Raw genomic sequence first — 16,371 nt, 5'->3', positions numbered from 1 at the left:
AAAGAGCATGACAAAAAAAGCAGTCATTTTACTGTCCGGTGGTCTGGATTCTTCCACAGTACTCGCCATTGCCAGAGATCAGGGATATGAGTGCTATACCGTCAGCTTTGATTACGGTCAGCGACACAGAGCAGAACTCGAAGCCTCTATTCGTGTTTCTGAGGCATTGGGTGCCAGGGATCATAAAACCCTGAAACTGGACTTGCGTGATCTTGGTGGCTCTGCTTTGACAGATGATGATATTGATGTCCCTGAGGATCTGGGCGAGGGTATCCCTGTAACTTATGTACCAGCACGAAATACTGTATTTCTTTCACTGGCACTGGGTTGGGCTGAAATTCTCGGTGCCCGGGACATTTTCATTGGCGCTAATGATGTAGATTATTCCGGCTATCCGGATTGTCGTCCTGAGTACCTCGAGGCTTTCGAGAAAATGGCTAACCTGGCCACCAAAGCGGGAGTTGAAGGGGATCACTTTCATATCCGCGCTCCACTGCTGGAGCTGACCAAGGCTGAGATCATAAAGGAAGGCAGTCGTCTGGGGGTTGATTACGGGATGACCGTTTCTTGTTATCAGGCTGACGAACAAGGTCGCGCCTGTGGTGTCTGTGACAGCTGCCGCTATCGTAAAAAGGGCTTTGCCGAAGCCTCTGTCGCCGACCCAACGCCTTATGTAGAATCTTGAGTGATCCAACCTGACCGCTGAACGTTTGCAGGTCTGTTCAAGTTCATACTGTCGTTCTCAAGCCAGTCCTGAGTACGGCAGTCAGGAGATCTATTGCATCTTGAACAGTTTTTCAGGCACTCTGAAGAAGATAACATCAGTGCTTCTTGGCTTGGGAAAATTGGCACCATTATCGCCAACCAGAACCAGTAGCCTGCTGTCGTCAGTCCCGTGAGGTCCAATCGTCACCCCTTCGATATTGATTCTTTTAAAGTCCGGGAAGGTTTTTTCAAAGTCCCGGGTGCTCAGCAGACGCTTCTTTCTCAGTAAAGGCAGAGACGTATTAGCAGTCTCTTTCGGTTGCTCTTCTGGACAGGTGCATTTATTGCCTTGGGTTGGGGGAAGAGGGTTATCCAGATCAACCAGATAAACTTCCGTGTATGTATAGTTTACGGTTTTTCTGTCGGCTTTCCTGATGAAATTTTTTTCGATGACAAGAAACTGGTGATTGTTGACGGCCTGGGCGTCGCTGATGCTCTGTACAATGACGTCTACCTCGGGGTTGTAAAGCTCTGCAGGAACAGAAGTGGGCTGATAGTGGTATTGAATGTCTGGTTTCACAGAAGCTGAAACCTGATGGACCGCTTCAGCCATTGAGAAACGCAATACCCGACCAGGTACAGGGCCTTTATGATGTTGTTCATCCTGAAGAATCCCCTGTTCAGATATAGCAAGATAATCAGGGGTTCCCGGAAGGTGGATGACAGTTTCGAAGCCCCGGTTTCGCTTGACCCCCTTTTTATTGGGGTCTTCACTGTGCCAGTTGAACTGAGTGTCATAGATGCCGGGTACCCAGTGAGGTATCTTCCAGTCAAAGCGCCAGCCGATATTGGAAAATTCTCTGGGGTATTGGTATGCGCCCAGAAGAGATCCGTCTCTTCCTACTTTCAGAAGAGAGCTGTGAATATTCCATCCAGGGAATCGAATCCAGGGGCAGACCAGGTTGAACAGAAAGGTCGCGTTTTGTTCCGAAGCGACCAGAAAAGCACTGTCGCCAAGAAAGTCAAAGCCTTCTGTATCAATATGCCCATGGGTTGTCCAAAAAACAGAGTCATTAGGTTCAATGACAACTTCTCTGACCCGTCTGCCAGACTCTTGCAGGAAAGTACCTTTGCTTTTTGGAATGCCTTTCCTGGTAATCAGGGTTTCTTCCGGGATGAGATAGTATCGGGGCAAGCCGTTTTTGTTGTAATAGTTGGGAATGGCCCCGGTATCATCTGAAAGCAGAATGAATTGATTGTAGGCTTTGTCGTAACGGATGGAAGAAATTCCCAGGATTGGCTGATCTTCACTGTAATCCAGCTTTTTACTGCCGAGAAGCATTACTCCGTTCTGGCTGGCAATGGCAGCTTCAGAGGATAACAAAGCGTAGGTAAAAAAAAGGGAGAGAGGCCATAATCCTTTGGATGACATGAGGCTACCTTAGTTAAAGGAGGTTTATAGAAACTGGTATAATCCTAGTCTAAATTCAGGACGTTACCGGAGGGTCAACTGGTCAGTTTTAGTGGAATACTTCAGGGTTGGAATCATTCGCAGATGAGTATTCAGTGACTAAACAGATGCGTTAGCGCCTGATACCTGACAGGCAGGGAAGGCTGAAGAAAAAACTTGCAAGATTTAACCGACTGAGTAATATGGCGCCGCGTCGGGTCGTTAGCTCAGTTGGTAGAGCAGTTGGCTTTTAACCAATTGGTCGTAGGTTCGAATCCTACACGACCCACCAACTCCACTTCTCTTTTTCCCGGCTGTCTGAATCTTTCATTTGTGTTAAAATCGCGTGGATTTGCCTAATAATGTCTTCTAGAGACTTTCAGAACAATTTTTATGAGTGTACTTAGTGATAGAGCATTTGTTCAGGAGCATCTCGGTAGCGCACCCGTTCAGGGCCTGGACGAAGCAAAAGAGCAAGCACTGAAGCAGAAAGTGCGAGAGCTTCTGGAACAGGAAAACGCTGTTCTTGTTGCTCATTATTACACTGACCCTGTCGTTCAGGCGCTGGCCGAAGAAACCGGTGGTTATGTAGCGGACTCCCTGGAAATGGCTCGCTTTGGACGTGATCACTTTGCGGATACTCTGGTCGTTGCTGGCGTTCGCTTTATGGGTGAGACTTCCAAGATTCTCAGCCCTCAAAAACGTGTTCTGATGCCAACGCTGGAGGCAGAGTGCTCTCTTGATCTTGGTTGTCCGGTCGATGAGTTTTCGGCTTTTTGTGATCAGCACCCCGATCGTGAAGTGGTTGTCTATGCCAATACATCTGCGGCGGTGAAAGCACGGGCTGACTGGGTTGTGACTTCCAGTTGTGCTGTGGACATCGTTGAGCATCTGATGGATCAGGGCAAAAAAATCATCTGGGGGCCGGATAAATATCTGGGCAGTTACATCCAAAAGAACACCGGGGCAGACATGCTGCTCTGGAACAGTAGCTGTATCGTTCATGAAGAGTTCAAGGCCAGGGGTATTGAAGACCTCAAACGGGTTTACCCGGATGCTGCGATTCTTGTGCACCCTGAATCACCAGACTCTGTTGTCCAGGTGGCAGACGTCGTTGGTTCTACCAGCCAATTGCTGAAAGCTTCTCAGGAAATGCCAAACTCAACCTTTATCGTGGCAACGGATCGAGGTATTTTCTACAAAATGCAACAGGCTTCCCCAGACAAGTCTTTTGTAGAAGCTCCAACTGCGGGTAGCGGTGCTACCTGCAAGAGTTGTGCCCATTGTCCGTGGATGGCAATGAACTCTCTGGAAGCACTGGTTCAGTGTCTGGAAAAACCAGGCAAGTTGAATCTGGTGAATGTCGATGATGAGTTGCGAAAGAAGTCTCTGATTCCTCTGAATCGTATGCTCGACTTCACGGCATCACTATCAGCCTGAGGTATGGCCGCCGACAATGACGGCCTTTTCTGATCAGCTTTTTTCAAGTTTCTTACGATATTCGAATATGTCGTTTAGCTTTTTGTCGATCTTGGCTCTCAGGGCGTAATTATCTCCCACCATTTTTCGAGCAAACTGAAGGTGCTTGATGGCATCGTCAAGATTGCCTGTTAAGAAGAAGTACTCTGCCCGAGCCTGATGTAAGCCCAGAATGTCATCGGACTGACCCTGGGCTTCCGCCAGTTCATACCAGATATCCGGGTCGTCGGGTCGACTGCGACTCAGTTTCAGAAGAAGGTCTCTGGCTTCGCTGAATTTTTTTGCCTGAATCAGAATATCCGCTTTGGTCGCCATCAACGGATAGTTATCCAGATGAATTGAAAGCGCCGCATCCAGTCGTTTAATCGCTTCATCGGATTTTCCGGTAACTGATTCGAGTCTGGCCTGAGCCATAATCAAATGCAGGTTGCGAGGGTGTTTCTTCAGCAGCGCAGTCAGTTCTTTTTCTGCTGTTTTGTAATCTCGTGCTTCAATGCTCGCCAGTGCAAGACCATAGCGGGTAATGTCTTCCGAGCTGGTATGACTGGACTCCAGCTCCTTCTGTAACTGATGTGCGTAACGGGCCGGATCTTCGGTGCTGAGTACGAACAGTCTCATTCGAATTAAAGAATAATCAAGGCTGCTGCCCTGGGAACCCTTGGAAGGCAATTGTGCAGCTCTGGCTCTGGAGTCTGAAATACGGTTGTCGGTAACAGGGTGCGTCAATAGAAACTCCGGAGGTCTGCTTTGATAACGCCTGGACTTGTTCATGTTCTCAAATATTTCAGGCATGGCTTGAGGATCAAAGCCCGCCCTGGCAAGAGTCAGAATGCCAATATTGTCTGCCTCGCGCTCAAATTGTCTGCTGAAGCGTAAACGACTGGACTGGATGCCGGCCATCGTTGTTGATAGTGCTGCGGCACCTACTTCAGTTCCTGCTGTTGCCATCAGGACAACCGATGCAAGAACAGCGGCAGCGGTCGGCAGGCTCTTGTTTTTGGCGTCTTCAACATTTCGGGCGTAATGGCGCTGGCTCAGGTGTGCTAATTCGTGAGCGAGTACGGCAGCAAATTGAGCTTCTGTGTCCGCGTTGAAGAACAGTCCGGAGTTGACGCCGATGATTCCGCCCGGTGCTGCAAAAGCGTTCAATACGCTACTGTCTATCACTATGGTGTTTAATCGGTGATCTTTAATCTCACTGAATTCAGCCAGGCGATAGGTGAGTCTTTCGAGGTATTCCTTGACCTCGGGGTCACTCACCGTACGGGTTCGGCTACGTATATATTTCAGATAAGTCTGTCCCAGCTCATACTCCTGTTGAGGCGAGACGACTGCGGAGGTGCTGTCCCCCAGTCTGGGCAGTTCAATTGGGGCCGCGCTTACCACTGCGGAAGAAGTTCCGAGCCAGGTGCTTAGCAGGGCTGCCATCAGGAAACCCGGTTGCTTCATAGAATATCCATACTCGTATAATCTGCGGTACACTGTATCGTCATAGAGGTGCTGGCTCAAACAGCCGTGAAAAAAAACACAGCATTTTACGGCCTCCTTACCTTTCGGGTGAGGCCGGTAGTGCGTTTATCATGACTGGCAACTTCTGGCGATGGAAAGAGCAGTCATCTCTCTATTCTACAGGTCAGCGACGTTTGCACCAGAGCCTTTTAGTGAGAGTCGGGTGTGGTAACAACTTGCCTGCCGTTTTTGGGCAAGTGTATGCATGGCACTTGGAAACATTTTTACACTGTAAGCGCTTTACTGGTTTATTAATTATCAGTCAGTGCAGCATAACATTGGCAGCAGAGTTCCTGTACAGCTGAATTTCAGCTTCGCTGAGGGAGAATGAGTTTCATTATGATAGAAGTGGATGTTGAACTGGATCTGAAGGGAATGAGTTGTCCGCTCCCTCTGCTCAAAGCCAAGCAGGCGCTCAGTAAAATGGATCAGGGCGAAGTGTTGCGGATTCAGGCCACAGATCCGGGCTCGGTTCGGGATTTTGCCAGCTTTGCCTGCATCAGTGGGCATAAACTGTTGGCCAGTGATGAAGCTTCAGGGGTATTTATCTTTACTCTCGAGCATAAATAAGATCGGATTGTTAATATCCCGAGCCTGACTGACAATAGACAACCTGGTCAGTTTTCTGAGTAAGTCATAAGGAAGAAAATATGCTGGATATCATCAGGGATTGGCTGAACCGTTACCTGTCAGATCATGAGGCTCTGGTGCTGCTGTTGATGCTGGTGACCGGGTTTTTGGTCATCATCTTTATGGGGAATATGTTGGCCCCGCTGCTGGCGGCAATGGTATTGGCATTTTTGATGCAAGGTGTGGTGAACTTACTCGAAAAATGGGGGGTACCCCATCTCCTGGCCGTCAGCCTCATTTTCACTCTCTTTATGGCGGTTCTGCTTATTTCAATATTCCTGTTGATTCCATTGATCTGGCAGCAAGTCACCGGCTTACTGAATGAGCTGCCGAATATGGTGAGGCAGGGACAGATGATTCTGAAAGAATTGCCAGAGCTCTATCCAGCCTTTATTTCGGAATCCCAGACAGCGGCTCTCAGTAGTGCTATCAATATGCATCTGGCCAAGTTCGGACCCTGGGCGTTGTCGTTCTCTATCTCCAGGTTGCCTGGTGCCCTGGGTATCCTGGTTTATCTGATTCTGGTGCCCATCCTGGTATTCTTTTTTCTTAAGGATAAAACTGAACTGCTCGGCTGGATTGGTAACCGCTTACCTATGCGACGTCGCCTGATTATTCAGGTGGCGGACGAAATGAATGACCAGATTGCCAACTACATACGGGGTAAGGTTATTGAAATTTTGATTGTTGGTGGAGTCAGTTTTGTGGCTTTTGCCTGGCTGGGGTTGAACTATGCCGTTCTGCTGTCTGTACTGGTGGGCTTTTCAGTAGTGGTTCCCTATATCGGTGCCACTGTGGTTACCATTCCTATTGCCCTGATTGGTCTGTTTCAATGGGGTGTGGGACATGAGTTCATGATGCTGATGATTGTGTACGGCATCATTCAGGCTCTGGATGGCAATGTTCTGGTTCCCCTGCTGTTTTCCGAGGCGGTTAACCTGCACCCGGTTGCTATTATTGTTGCGGTTCTGGTGTTTGGGGGAGTCTGGGGCTTCTGGGGAATATTCTTTGCTATTCCGCTGGCGACCCTGCTAAAGGCAGTGATGAATGCCTGGCCCAGTGTGCATGATGTGGAAAAGGTCAGCTAGCCTTTCATCAATACAACGAAACCGGTCCATCTGATTATCATTGGAATATTTCTTTGAGGGCCATCACGGATAGATGGCCCGTTTGGATGATTAACCCAGTGCCTGAGTAGCCTGTAGAACGTCTTCTACATGGTTTTTGATCCGTACCTTACGCCACTCGTGTTGCAGGGTGCCCTCACGATCAATGAGGAACGTGCTGCGCTCAATTCCCATGTACTCTTTGCCGTACATATTCTTTAACTTGATGACATCAAACAGTTTGCAGAGTTCTTCGTCCGGATCGGAGATCAGCTCGAACGGGAACTCATGTTTAGCCTTGAAATTTTCGTGAGATTTCAGGCTGTCACGGGAGACACCGAAAATCAGGGTGTCAGCTTCCTGAAATTCCTGGAACAGATCCCGGAAAGTCTGGCCTTCACTGATGCAGCCCGGAGTGTTGTCTTTGGGGTAGAAATAGATGACGACCTTCTTGCCTTTCAGTTCGGACAGGGTGACGGTGGTGTTATTGGTTGCCTGGGCGGTGAATTCCGTAACGGGTTGGCCTAGGGTAAAACTCATTGTTCTTCCTTCGATTCTCTTGTCTTTGATAGTAAGTCTGAATAGTAAACGGTTGTTTCTGCTTCAGCTGGCTTTAATAGATGTCAGAATTTTATATTCAGCCACAAAAACGGCCAGATCAACAGATTGTTTTCAGATGCAGCGAACCTGTAGCATAGTGCGAATGACTGACAATGGTCTATAAAGCTGGACTGAGTCGGGCAGAATGTCAACGCTGCTCTTGTTAATGCCGGTGCGCGTCAGTAACATTATGCACAGCTTATGACTGATCTCTTGGAGTGGATAGATGATTACCGGTAGCCTTGTAGCGCTTGTGACCCCGATGCAGGACGATGGAGAGCCGGACTGGGAACGTCTCCAGAAACTGGTTGAATTTCATATAGAGGAAGGTACTGATGGCATCGTGGCAGTGGGTACTACCGGAGAATCTGCTACTCTGACCGTGCAGGAACACTGCGAAGTGATTAAACGGATTGTCAGACAGGTTAGTGGCCGTATTCCGGTGATTGCCGGTACCGGAGGAAATTCTACCCAGGAAGCTGTTTTATTGACAGCAGAGGCAAAAATCCTGGGGGCTGATGCCTGCCTGCTGGTGACTCCTTATTACAACAAGCCAACCCAGGAAGGTTTGTACCTGCATTACAAAACCATTGCTGACTCTGTGGCCATTCCTCAGATTCTCTATAATGTACCCGGTCGTACCGCCGTGGATATGTTGCCTGAAACTGTGGCGCGTCTTTCCGGTCACGAAAATATCGTGGGTATAAAAGAAGCCACCGGCATTGTCGAGCGTGGCATCCAGATTCGTGAACTGTGCGGTAATGACTTTGCTATATACTCCGGTGATGACGCTACTGGCATGGAGATGATGTTGCAGGGCGCTAACGGTGTTATTTCTGTAACCAATAATCTGGCTCCTCGGAAAATGCATGAAATGTGTGTAGCGGCTCTTAATGGAGATCGCGCTACAGCCGAGGCGATTAACGCTAAACTGGACGGATTGCATCAGAATCTGTTTGTTGAGGCGAATCCGATTCCTGTGAAATGGGCGCTGTCGGAAATGGGACTGATTGGAGAGGGTATACGCCTGCCACTGACGCCCTTGTCCGAAGGTTGCCACCCGGTTCTGCGTGAAGCCTTGAAGCAGGCTGAACTGATTTAATTATTCAAGGGACCAGGCGTTGAGCCTGATCCCGGCACCTGATTATGACTGAACCCGGGAAACGAAAGGTATCATCCGGGGGATTGTTATGGCACTTTTCAGAATGGAGATCGTATGTCGCGAGCGATGAAAACCTTGCCGGTTATGGCCTGTGCTTTGGCACTGGCAGGTTGTTCCAATCCATTCGGCAAGGAGGGTTATTTCCGGGATAAATCCGGTGATTATACTCAGGCACGGGTGACCAGGTCGCTGGAAATACCTGAGCAGATGAATGCAGAGCCCATGGTGGAATCCTTGTCTATTCCGCCCATTTCTGCGGACCACTCGCAACTGGAATCCGATTTTGATGTGCCCAGACCTGACCAGCGCCTGACTCAGGAAGCAGGTGGCGTCTATACCATCGAAAGGGCAGGTGATGAAGAGTGGTTGCTGGTAGGGCATTCGCCCGGTGAAGTCTGGCCAAAAGTTCTGGCTTTCCTGGAAGAAAACAACATTCCGGCCAGATCCCGGGATGTCAAACAGGGCGTTCTTGAAACAGAGTGGACTGATCTGGGCAAAGACCCGGAAAAAGGTTATGTCTCCCGTGCCTTCAGTAAGTTGATGGGTGCTGAGGTGACCGGTCCTGTTGAAGATCGTTTCCAGTTCGAAGTGCGCCAGGGTGTGAAACCAGATTCCTCTGAGGTGCGTTTGAAGATCAAGTCTCGCGCCGTTCCTGAAGAAGGCCAGAGAATCACCACTGAGCCAGGGTGGAACAACTTTGCTGGGCGCAGTCAGAAGATGGTTGACAGTATATTGAATGAACTGCTGCTGTTTATGGTGCGTGATGGCAGTGAAAAATCCGTCTCTTATCTGGCTCAGGATCTGAATCTGGGCAACCTGGCTGTTATGGAGCAGGACGGTGCTGGTAATCCGCTACTGAGAATGGATCAGCTCTCCTATGCCCGTAGCTGGTCTGCTGTTGATGCTGCACTGCAACAGGCTGGGGTGGATGTCACCGATAAGAACCGCACCGCAGGTATTTTCTACCTGCAGGTAGATCCTGAAGGAGTGGTCAAAAAAGACAAAGAATCCAGTGGCTGGTTCAGTGGTTGGTTTGGCGGCGATGAAAAGAAAGAGGCACCCAAGGATGTTCTGTTAATGAGAGTTTCAGAATTGAATGGGGTCGTCAGGGTCTCGGTAGAAAAGGATGCCAATACCTCAGCACCTGCCGAGATCAGTCGTAAGTTGCTGAATCTTGTGAAGGAAAACCTCAAATAGGGTAGAATCGCATTGTAAAAGCCAGTCTCCATGACTGGCTTTTTTGTTTTGTTTGCCAGGCAACGAAACAGTTCCATGGAGCGGCTCCTATTCGCTTCAGTTGATTGTCCATTAGTAGAATGCAGGATGTTGGCAATGAGCTTTGCTGATAAAGTACTGGCCGTAAATAACGACCTTCCTATTCGAACAGAGCTTCCCGTGCACTCAGGTAAGGTCCGTTCTGTTTATTGGTTGACAGAGGCGGACAGCCGTCGTCTGATCAGGGAAAAGGGCTATGATGTAGCCGGTGATACGCCTCTGGCTATCATGGTGATTTCTGACCGGATGAGTGCCTTTGACTGCATCTGGAAGGGTGAAAGAAACATGCAGGGTGTACCCGGAAAAGGGGCTGCCCTGAATGCGATCTCCAATCACTGGTTCAAATTGTTCAGGGAATCGGGGCTGGCTGACAGCCACATACTGGATATTCCCCATCCCTTCGTCTGGATCGTTCAAAAAGCCCGGCCAGTGATGATTGAAGCGATCTGTCGTCAATACATTACAGGATCCATGTGGCGTGCCTACAGCAAGGGTGAGCGTGATTTCTGTGGTATCCGGCTTCCGGATGGTCTTGAGAAGGATCAGAAATTACCGGAGTTGCTGATAACACCTTCCACCAAGGGTATTCTGAAAGGGATTCCCGGTGTGCCGGAAGTGGATGATGTTAATATCACTCGTGCTGACCTTGAGGCAAATTACAGGTCTTTTAACTTTCACAAGCCTGAAGATATTGATCGTTATGAAAGGCTTCTTAAAGAAGGCTTTGATGTCATTTCCGAAGCCCTTGGCAAGCTGGATCAGGTGTTTGTGGATACCAAGTTTGAGTTTGGGTATGTCACCACTGCCAGTGGTCAGGACAGGCTAATTTACATGGATGAAGTAGGAACACCGGATTCATCCAGAATCTGGGACGGCGCGTCATACAGAGTGGGTAAGGTGGTGGAAAACTCCAAGGAAGGTTTTCGCCAACAGTTGCTGAATTATTTTCCTGACCCTGACATTCTGCTCAACAAGGACAGAATGGACGAGCGACGGGCCTTGGCCGAAGAAAACGAGCTGCCTCAATCCATTATGATGGCTGTATCCAGAACCTATCTGGATATTGCTGAGCGCATTACAGGCGAGCCTGTTCAACTCTCAGACAGCCCCAAAGCTGAAATTGTAGCCATTCTCAAGGATCAATATGGTTTGATTGATTAAGGGTTTTAGTCGGGCGTTCTTCAGTCGTTTGAGCCGGTTGACGGGGGGGTGGCCGCTTAATAGCGATTGGTTATTAGCGAAAACCTGCGGCATGACGGTAATTTGCCCTCTTTTTTCAATAGATGATCTGAATAAGGCTTACGTCATCTGTTTTTTATGCACAAATGTCAAGCCCTTGACGTCAAAAAAACGCATCGGGTCTAAGTAATTGATTTTATAAGGATGAGTTGTAACTTATTGAAAATTAAAGAAAAATAATTGATCAAAAAGTGATCGATTTGTATGTGAGGCAGTAAGAATCAGTCTTTCTGAATGATTTGGCAGGTTCTTCCACAAAGTTATCCACAGATTTTGTGGGTAAGATTGCAGTAATGCTTCACTAACAAGTCATATGAGCTGCCTTTAACGCCCTTTATGACAACTTTTTATTAAAGAATGCTGCGCTCCTGACGAGGCGGCTAGAGAATCTGAGTATGAACGAATTGCCGAATATTGTTGATCTGACAGAAGAAAATGTTCGAGAAGTATTAGTTGAACAGTCGGCCCAGCGACCGGTGCTACTGGATATCTGGGCTGAGTGGTGTGAGCCCTGCAAAAGTCAGCTACCGATTCTGGCCAATCTGGTAGAGAGCTATCAGGGTAAGTTTTTGTTGGCCAAACTGGATGCAGATCAACCTCTGGGTCAGCAGTTAATGGCTCAGCTGGGTGTCCGCAGTGTCCCGACACTGGTTTTCTTCCATCAGGGACAACCTGTGCAGGTGTTGTCCGGTTTACAGACTGAGGTGGCTCTGAAAGAAGTGCTGGATCCTTTGACAATGAGCCCTGTGGAGCGTATCCGTTTGCAGGTCGATCAGTTGATTGACGAAGGGCAGCACGAGCAGGCGCTGCTGCTGTTGCAGCAGATTTTACAGGAAGAGCCGGAAAATCAGGCGCTTCAGGTACTTCAGGTTAACCTTCTGCTGGAACTGGATCGTGTTGACGATGCCAAAGCCTTGATGGCTGCACTGCCTGCCGATGCCGCAGGCATTGCCCAGCCCAGGGCGAAACTGGCTTTCTATGAGATGGTGGTCCGGGCACCGCAAATGGCAGAACTGGAAGTTCGCCTTCATGATGATGAAAACGATCATGAGGCTCGTTATCAGCTTGCTATCCGTCAGGTGATTGCCGATGACAATGAGCAGGCCCTGGAAAACCTTCTGTTGATTGTCAGAACAGACCGTACCTTCCGTGAAGACGGAGCCAGACTGCTAATGCTAAAGGTTTTTGATCAGCTGGGGGCTGGAGACCCACTGGCCAAGCGTTATCGTGGCAAGCTGTTTGGGTTGATGCATTGACGGATTAGTGAGTTGGTATGAGTTGGGCTTCCTGTGAAAGGGAAGCCCGGTGGCGGGTTTTCTTACCTGAACCGTCGCTTAAGATTCAGTTGTCCCTTCTGTAAGTCCGCCTAGCGCCTCTGCCAGGTCATTGATCAGCTTTCTCAGGGAAAGGCTCATGACTGCGAAATCGGCATCGAATTGTTCCGCCGCAGTTTCTGCTTCTACTTCGTCCAGTTGATCCTGGATCACTTCAGTGAACTTCAGCTTTCGTACAATCAGATCATCACTGAGCACAAAAGTTTGTGCTTCATCCCATTGCAGGGACAATTTGCTCACCTGCATGCCGCCCTCCAGGTGAGCCTGAATTTCTTCTGTGATCAATGCCTGCCGACGGACATTGATTTGCCCACCCTCATCACCAGGCTCTCGCAGGTCGCATTCGTCACCCAGAATAAAGGGAGCTGGGACAGCAGGGTTTTCTGAAAGCCATTGTGTCATGGACGCTGAGGGCAGGTTCTTTAAGGGGGGGTTAATAACCGGCAGGCTACCGAGGCATTCTCTCAGACAACTGGTCAGTTCTTCTGCTTTCTTGAAAGAAGAAGCGTCCACAACCAGCCAGCCCTCTCTTGTATCCATGTAAGCGAACGTTTTCTGATGTTTGGTGAAAGCTCTGGGCAGCAGCTCCATCATAATGTCGTCCTTGAGCGCTTTTTTTTCCTTACTGAACACTTCCCGTTGTTCTTCCTGTTCTATCGTTTCTATTTTTTCTTCCAGGGCATCTTTGATAACACTGGCGGGAAGAATCTTTTCCTCTTTCTTGGCGCAGATCATGACAAAATCACCACTGGTGTGAGTCAGCATATCTCCATGGCGACCCAAAGGTGGCACCCAGCCATAAGAGCTGATGTCCTGACTGTTGCAGCCACGAAAGCGTTTTTCAGAGAGCTTTTCTTCCAGCTCTTCGCTGTTCCATGCAATGGGTTTGGTGAAACGATAGAAAATCAGGTTTTTAAACCACATGATTGAGTCCATGCAAAATTGAGTGTCTGCATTATACGCATCAGGCTTACGCTAAGTGAGAGAATGTGTGTTGTTTCCGGTATTGAGTATTCATAAAGCTGCTTTAACCGGGAAGGTTTCTTGTAGCCTGAATATCCTTTTGCAATGCTATGTTATCGATACTTATAAAAAAAGTGTCTAAAGGCGGTTGCGTGAGGTTCGGTTCGCTGCTTATAATGCGCCGCGTTGTTGAGAGACACACGGCCATGACCGAAGGGTGATTAGCTCAGCTGGGAGAGCATCTGCCTTACAAGCAGAGGGTCGGCGGTTCGATCCCGTCATCACCCACCACTTTGAATGTTAAGACGCAAAGTGGCAGGTTAATTGAGCTGTATAGCGGACCGGTAGTTCAGTTGGTTAGAATGCCGGCCTGTCACGCCGGAGGTCGCGGGTTCGAGTCCCGTCCGGTCCGCCATCTGATTCAGGATGCAGTAGTCGATGATTTCTTTTTCATTACTTCTCTCAATCAGGACTTGAACGACAAATGTCTTCATGTATAGTCGGTACCGACTCGTCAGCCAGGGGTCGTTAAAAAATACTTTGGGTGATTAGCTCAGCTGGGAGAGCATCTGCCTTACAAGCAGAGGGTCGGCGGTTCGATCCCGTCATCACCCACCAGTTTTTATAGAGAGCAGTGATTAAATGTGCTCTTTATTAAATGAATGCGGACCGGTAGTTCAGTTGGTTAGAATGCCGGCCTGTCACGCCGGAGGTCGCGGGTTCGAGTCCCGTCCGGTCCGCCAGGTTTCTTGATTGAAAGCAAAGATTGTACGACAGGCGCAATCGATCTCTGAAGCGAAAAGCTTCAGATCAGGGTGATTAGCTCAGCTGGGAGAGCATCTGCCTTACAAGCAGAGGGTCGGCGGTTCGATCCCGTCATCACCCACCAGATTTATAGAGAACAGTGATTAAATACTGTTCTTTATTAAAAAGAATGCGGACCGGTAGTTCAGTTGGTTAGAATGCCGGCCTGTCACGCCGGAGGTCGCGGGTTCGAGTCCCGTCCGGTCCGCCAGGTTTCTTGATTGAAAGCAAAGATTGCACGACAGGCGCAATCGATTTCTGAAGCCAAAAGCTTCAGATCAGGGTGATTAGCTCAGCTGGGAGAGCTTCTGCCTTACAAGCAGAGGGTCGGCGGTTCGATCCCGTCATCACCCACCAGATTTATAGAGAGCAGTGATTAAATACTGTTCTTTATTAAAAAGAACGCGGACCGGTAGTTCAGTTGGTTAGAATGCCGGCCTGTCACGCCGGAGGTCGCGGGTTCGAGTCCCGTCCGGTCCGCCATACATCAAAAACCTGGTGATTTCTGTCGCTAGGTTTTTTTTGTTGTTCAGCCTTAAAAAATACGGTTTTTTCACTCCTGCCCGAGTTTTCATACCCCACCTTTAGCCGGACAGCTTATCTTTGGGGACTCTGGAGTTCTCCAAGCGTTTATGCAGCTTGGCTTTGAACTGTTCTCTCATCGTGGAGTTGAGTTTCTGCCATTCTTTCCACGCCAGTGCAGAAAAATCCAGCTCATAGGTCATCAATATTTACCCGAATCCGCTCATCATTTTTGCGTTCTTCGACGATGGCAGCGAGTTCCAGGTCGTCCAAAGCATCGAGCATGGCTTCATAAAGATGGGCTGGTACTGCATAAAACACGGGTTGATTGCGATTCAGGATGGCCACGGTTTCACCATTGGCTTCTTTCAGAACGGCCATCGGGTTCTTTTTTAGTTCGGATATCCCGGCACTGACGTCAGCGAGAATAGGATGGACTGATGCCATAGCAAGCTCCTTTTACGGTTCATTGAAAGATCAAACAATAGACCTATTAATAGATTTCTTCAAAGGCTGAGACCAGACACTCGCCTGACCGTTTCCGAATGGGCTGATCAAAAGCGGATTCTTCCAGCAAAAGCCACCAAAGAAGCAGGACGCTGGCGAACTTCCCGCACACCGTATCTGAAAGAGATCATGGATTGTCTCTCACCATCGTCACCTGTTGAGCAGGTGGTATTTATGAAAGGTGCTCAGGTAGACGGCACTGAATGTGGCAATAACTGGCTTGGCTATGTGATTGACCATACGTCGGGTCCGATGATGTATGTGCTGCCCACGCTGGATATGGAAAAGCGAGCCTCCAAGCAGCGCATTGCTCCGATGATCGATGAAATGCCAGTTAAGGGTTCATCTCAGGCAGGCAAACCTATCGCCACATTTCCCAAAACCAAAAACATGAAAGGGGTCTACCTGACATTGGTTGGCACCAATACTGCTATCCGTGAGCTATTCACCACCGGGCAACGCTTCACTCCAGAAGCCCGAAATATCAGCTTCAGTGAAACCCGGTTTGATATTGCCCCAAGCAATGCCCATTTTTCGTTTGCTGACTTGCAGCTACATATTGAAGTCGTCGTTTAATAGCAATCCAATGCCATCTGCTCCAGCGTCGCCAAGTCAACCATTTCAAGCGCTGCCATATTGGTCGCGGCCAGGTAAACCGGCGGAGCAACACCTGCCTTATGAGCCTCCACCCAGCGACTTACACACAGACACCAACGGTCACCGGCTTTCAGGCCGGGAAAGCCAAACGCAGGATTAGGTGTGATGAGGTCGTTACCTTTGGACAGGGAAAATTGCAGGAACTCATCGGTCATCCGGGCACAGACTGTATGACTGCCGGCGTCCTGTGGACAGGTATGGCAATATCCGTTCCGAAAGAAGCCAGTCATTGGACTCTGACAACAAACCTCTAACTCTCTACCAAGCACATTGAGCTGTTCAAACAGCATTTCTAACATGTAAAACCCTCCCATGATTAACCCATGGCCTACAAGATAGGAGAACGAAAATAATAGGACACCCTTATATTTGACACGGTAGCTTGGGAGACTGATTGTAAGCTCAATAGATGATTGAATTTAAACGTGA

16 protein-coding genes and 9 tRNA genes are annotated in these 16,371 nt (G+C 48.8%); 18 read left to right on the top strand and 7 right to left on the bottom strand.

The annotated features are described in order from the left end of the window. Positions 1-7: 7 nt before the first annotated feature. The gene (gene queC, locus ACOMG9_RS16075; protein WP_422134449.1) at positions 8-685 is read left to right on the top strand and encodes a 7-cyano-7-deazaguanine synthase QueC; all 678 of its coding nucleotides are present in this window, start codon (positions 8-10) and stop codon (positions 683-685) included. 90 nt (positions 686-775) lie between these two features. Here queC and ACOMG9_RS16070 read toward each other — a convergent pair whose 3' ends face one another. Next, positions 776-2,137, bottom strand: coding sequence for an esterase-like activity of phytase family protein (locus tag ACOMG9_RS16070; RefSeq protein ID WP_448217632.1), 1,362 nt, complete (start codon positions 2,135-2,137; stop codon positions 776-778). Between the two features lie 234 nt (positions 2,138-2,371). Here ACOMG9_RS16070 and ACOMG9_RS16065 point away from each other — a divergent pair. Both ACOMG9_RS16065 and nadA read left to right on the top strand, forming a co-directional pair. After that, a tRNA-Lys gene (locus tag ACOMG9_RS16065) sits at positions 2,372-2,447 on the top strand. Between the two features lie 101 nt (positions 2,448-2,548). Beyond that, positions 2,549-3,595, top strand: a complete 1,047-nt coding sequence (gene nadA / locus ACOMG9_RS16060) for a quinolinate synthase NadA (protein ID WP_448217631.1) — start codon at positions 2,549-2,551, stop codon at positions 3,593-3,595. Positions 3,596-3,628: 33 nt separating this feature from the next. Here nadA and ACOMG9_RS16055 read toward each other — a convergent pair whose 3' ends face one another. Further along, positions 3,629-5,083 (bottom strand): M48 family metalloprotease, encoded by a 1,455-nt coding sequence (locus ACOMG9_RS16055; RefSeq protein WP_422134446.1) that lies wholly within the window; start codon positions 5,081-5,083, stop codon positions 3,629-3,631. Between the two features lie 387 nt (positions 5,084-5,470). Between ACOMG9_RS16055 and ACOMG9_RS16050 the strand changes: the two genes are divergently transcribed. Further along, positions 5,471-5,713, top strand: a complete 243-nt coding sequence (locus ACOMG9_RS16050) for a sulfurtransferase TusA family protein (RefSeq protein ID WP_422134445.1) — start codon at positions 5,471-5,473, stop codon at positions 5,711-5,713. An 80-nt stretch (positions 5,714-5,793) separates the two neighbouring features. Further along, the gene (locus ACOMG9_RS16045; RefSeq protein WP_422134444.1) at positions 5,794-6,861 is read left to right on the top strand and encodes an AI-2E family transporter; all 1,068 of its coding nucleotides are present in this window, start codon (positions 5,794-5,796) and stop codon (positions 6,859-6,861) included. Positions 6,862-6,951: 90 nt separating this feature from the next. On the opposite strand, the gene ACOMG9_RS16040 is transcribed toward ACOMG9_RS16045, so the two are convergent. Further along, complete coding sequence (locus ACOMG9_RS16040) at positions 6,952-7,419, bottom strand: peroxiredoxin (RefSeq protein WP_422134443.1); 468 nt, start codon at positions 7,417-7,419, stop codon at positions 6,952-6,954. A 286-nt stretch (positions 7,420-7,705) separates the two neighbouring features. On the opposite strand from ACOMG9_RS16040, the gene dapA reads away from it, so the two are divergent. From dapA to ACOMG9_RS16020, 4 genes are all read left to right on the top strand, one after another. Continuing rightward, on the top strand, positions 7,706-8,581 hold the full coding sequence (gene dapA, locus ACOMG9_RS16035; RefSeq protein WP_422134442.1) for a 4-hydroxy-tetrahydrodipicolinate synthase: 876 nt from the start codon (positions 7,706-7,708) through the stop codon (positions 8,579-8,581). A gap of 114 nt (positions 8,582-8,695) precedes the next feature. Continuing rightward, positions 8,696-9,838, top strand: coding sequence for an NlpB/DapX family lipoprotein (locus tag ACOMG9_RS16030; RefSeq protein WP_448217630.1), 1,143 nt, complete (start codon positions 8,696-8,698; stop codon positions 9,836-9,838). A 135-nt stretch (positions 9,839-9,973) separates the two neighbouring features. Next, on the top strand, positions 9,974-11,077 hold the full coding sequence (locus ACOMG9_RS16025) for a phosphoribosylaminoimidazolesuccinocarboxamide synthase (RefSeq protein WP_448217629.1): 1,104 nt from the start codon (positions 9,974-9,976) through the stop codon (positions 11,075-11,077). A gap of 473 nt (positions 11,078-11,550) precedes the next feature. Continuing rightward, positions 11,551-12,411 carry a tetratricopeptide repeat protein gene (locus ACOMG9_RS16020; RefSeq protein ID WP_448217628.1) on the top strand — a complete coding sequence of 287 codons (861 nt, stop codon included), beginning with the start codon at positions 11,551-11,553 and terminating at the stop codon, positions 12,409-12,411. A 78-nt stretch (positions 12,412-12,489) separates the two neighbouring features. On the opposite strand, the gene rdgC is transcribed toward ACOMG9_RS16020, so the two are convergent. Beyond that, on the bottom strand, positions 12,490-13,413 hold the full coding sequence (rdgC, locus tag ACOMG9_RS16015) for a recombination-associated protein RdgC (RefSeq protein WP_422138438.1): 924 nt from the start codon (positions 13,411-13,413) through the stop codon (positions 12,490-12,492). 254 nt (positions 13,414-13,667) lie between these two features. Here rdgC and ACOMG9_RS16010 point away from each other — a divergent pair. From ACOMG9_RS16010 to ACOMG9_RS15975, 8 genes are all read left to right on the top strand, one after another. Further along, positions 13,668-13,743: transfer RNA gene (locus ACOMG9_RS16010), tRNA-Val, on the top strand. 47 nt (positions 13,744-13,790) lie between these two features. Next, positions 13,791-13,867 (top strand) — tRNA-Asp (locus ACOMG9_RS16005). A 127-nt stretch (positions 13,868-13,994) separates the two neighbouring features. Next, positions 13,995-14,070: transfer RNA gene (locus ACOMG9_RS16000), tRNA-Val, on the top strand. Positions 14,071-14,118: 48 nt separating this feature from the next. After that, positions 14,119-14,195, top strand: a tRNA-Asp gene (locus ACOMG9_RS15995). A gap of 70 nt (positions 14,196-14,265) precedes the next feature. After that, positions 14,266-14,341: transfer RNA gene (locus tag ACOMG9_RS15990), tRNA-Val, on the top strand. A 49-nt stretch (positions 14,342-14,390) separates the two neighbouring features. After that, positions 14,391-14,467: transfer RNA gene (locus ACOMG9_RS15985), tRNA-Asp, on the top strand. A 70-nt stretch (positions 14,468-14,537) separates the two neighbouring features. Beyond that, positions 14,538-14,613, top strand: a tRNA-Val gene (locus ACOMG9_RS15980). A gap of 49 nt (positions 14,614-14,662) precedes the next feature. Further along, positions 14,663-14,739 (top strand) — tRNA-Asp (locus ACOMG9_RS15975). Positions 14,740-14,840: 101 nt separating this feature from the next. On the opposite strand, the gene ACOMG9_RS15970 is transcribed toward ACOMG9_RS15975, so the two are convergent. Continuing rightward, positions 14,841-14,981, bottom strand: a complete 141-nt coding sequence (locus ACOMG9_RS15970; RefSeq protein WP_448217626.1) for a type II toxin-antitoxin system RelE family toxin — start codon at positions 14,979-14,981, stop codon at positions 14,841-14,843. Continuing rightward, positions 14,971-15,225, bottom strand: coding sequence for a type II toxin-antitoxin system Phd/YefM family antitoxin (locus ACOMG9_RS15965; RefSeq protein ID WP_422134437.1), 255 nt, complete (start codon positions 15,223-15,225; stop codon positions 14,971-14,973). Before ACOMG9_RS15965 ends, ACOMG9_RS15970 begins: the two co-directional genes overlap by 11 nt. 21 nt (positions 15,226-15,246) lie before the next feature. Here ACOMG9_RS15965 and ACOMG9_RS15960 point away from each other — a divergent pair, with 21 nt between their 5' ends. Continuing rightward, positions 15,247-15,861: a phage terminase large subunit family protein gene (locus tag ACOMG9_RS15960; protein ID WP_448218651.1), complete on the top strand. Its 615-nt coding sequence runs from the start codon at positions 15,247-15,249 to the stop codon at positions 15,859-15,861. Here ACOMG9_RS15960 and ACOMG9_RS15955 read toward each other — a convergent pair. After that, complete coding sequence (locus ACOMG9_RS15955; RefSeq protein WP_494529097.1) at positions 15,858-16,241, bottom strand: DUF2237 family protein; 384 nt, start codon at positions 16,239-16,241, stop codon at positions 15,858-15,860. The genes ACOMG9_RS15960 and ACOMG9_RS15955 overlap by 4 nt on opposite strands. Between the last annotated feature and the right edge of the window lie 130 nt (positions 16,242-16,371).

This window comes from Endozoicomonas sp. PH6C (assembly GCF_059322965.1).
This window is presented reverse-complemented; position numbering and strand designations above follow the sequence as displayed.

Excerpts from the sequence above, each read along its gene's own strand:
- nadA (WP_448217631.1), top strand. The coding sequence starts at position 2,549 with ATGAGTGTACTTAGTGATAGAGCATTTGTTCAGGAGCATCTCGGTAGC.
- ACOMG9_RS15955 (WP_494529097.1), bottom strand. The coding sequence starts at position 16,241 with ATGTTAGAAATGCTGTTTGAACAGCTCAATGTGCTTGGTAGAGAGTTA.
- ACOMG9_RS16040 (WP_422134443.1), bottom strand. The coding sequence starts at position 7,419 with ATGAGTTTTACCCTAGGCCAACCCGTTACGGAATTCACCGCCCAGGCA.
- ACOMG9_RS15965 (WP_422134437.1), bottom strand. The coding sequence starts at position 15,225 with ATGGCATCAGTCCATCCTATTCTCGCTGACGTCAGTGCCGGGATATCC.
- ACOMG9_RS16025 (WP_448217629.1), top strand. The coding sequence starts at position 9,974 with ATGAGCTTTGCTGATAAAGTACTGGCCGTAAATAACGACCTTCCTATT.
- queC (WP_422134449.1), top strand. The coding sequence starts at position 8 with ATGACAAAAAAAGCAGTCATTTTACTGTCCGGTGGTCTGGATTCTTCC.
- ACOMG9_RS16030 (WP_448217630.1), top strand. The coding sequence starts at position 8,696 with ATGTCGCGAGCGATGAAAACCTTGCCGGTTATGGCCTGTGCTTTGGCA.
- rdgC (WP_422138438.1), bottom strand. The coding sequence starts at position 13,413 with ATGTGGTTTAAAAACCTGATTTTCTATCGTTTCACCAAACCCATTGCA.
- ACOMG9_RS16055 (WP_422134446.1), bottom strand. The coding sequence starts at position 5,083 with ATGAAGCAACCGGGTTTCCTGATGGCAGCCCTGCTAAGCACCTGGCTC.
- ACOMG9_RS16045 (WP_422134444.1), top strand. The coding sequence starts at position 5,794 with ATGCTGGATATCATCAGGGATTGGCTGAACCGTTACCTGTCAGATCAT.
- ACOMG9_RS16070 (WP_448217632.1), bottom strand. The coding sequence starts at position 2,137 with ATGTCATCCAAAGGATTATGGCCTCTCTCCCTTTTTTTTACCTACGCT.
- dapA (WP_422134442.1), top strand. The coding sequence starts at position 7,706 with ATGATTACCGGTAGCCTTGTAGCGCTTGTGACCCCGATGCAGGACGAT.
- ACOMG9_RS16020 (WP_448217628.1), top strand. The coding sequence starts at position 11,551 with ATGAACGAATTGCCGAATATTGTTGATCTGACAGAAGAAAATGTTCGA.
- ACOMG9_RS16050 (WP_422134445.1), top strand. The coding sequence starts at position 5,471 with ATGAGTTTCATTATGATAGAAGTGGATGTTGAACTGGATCTGAAGGGA.
- ACOMG9_RS15970 (WP_448217626.1), bottom strand. The coding sequence starts at position 14,981 with ATGACCTATGAGCTGGATTTTTCTGCACTGGCGTGGAAAGAATGGCAG.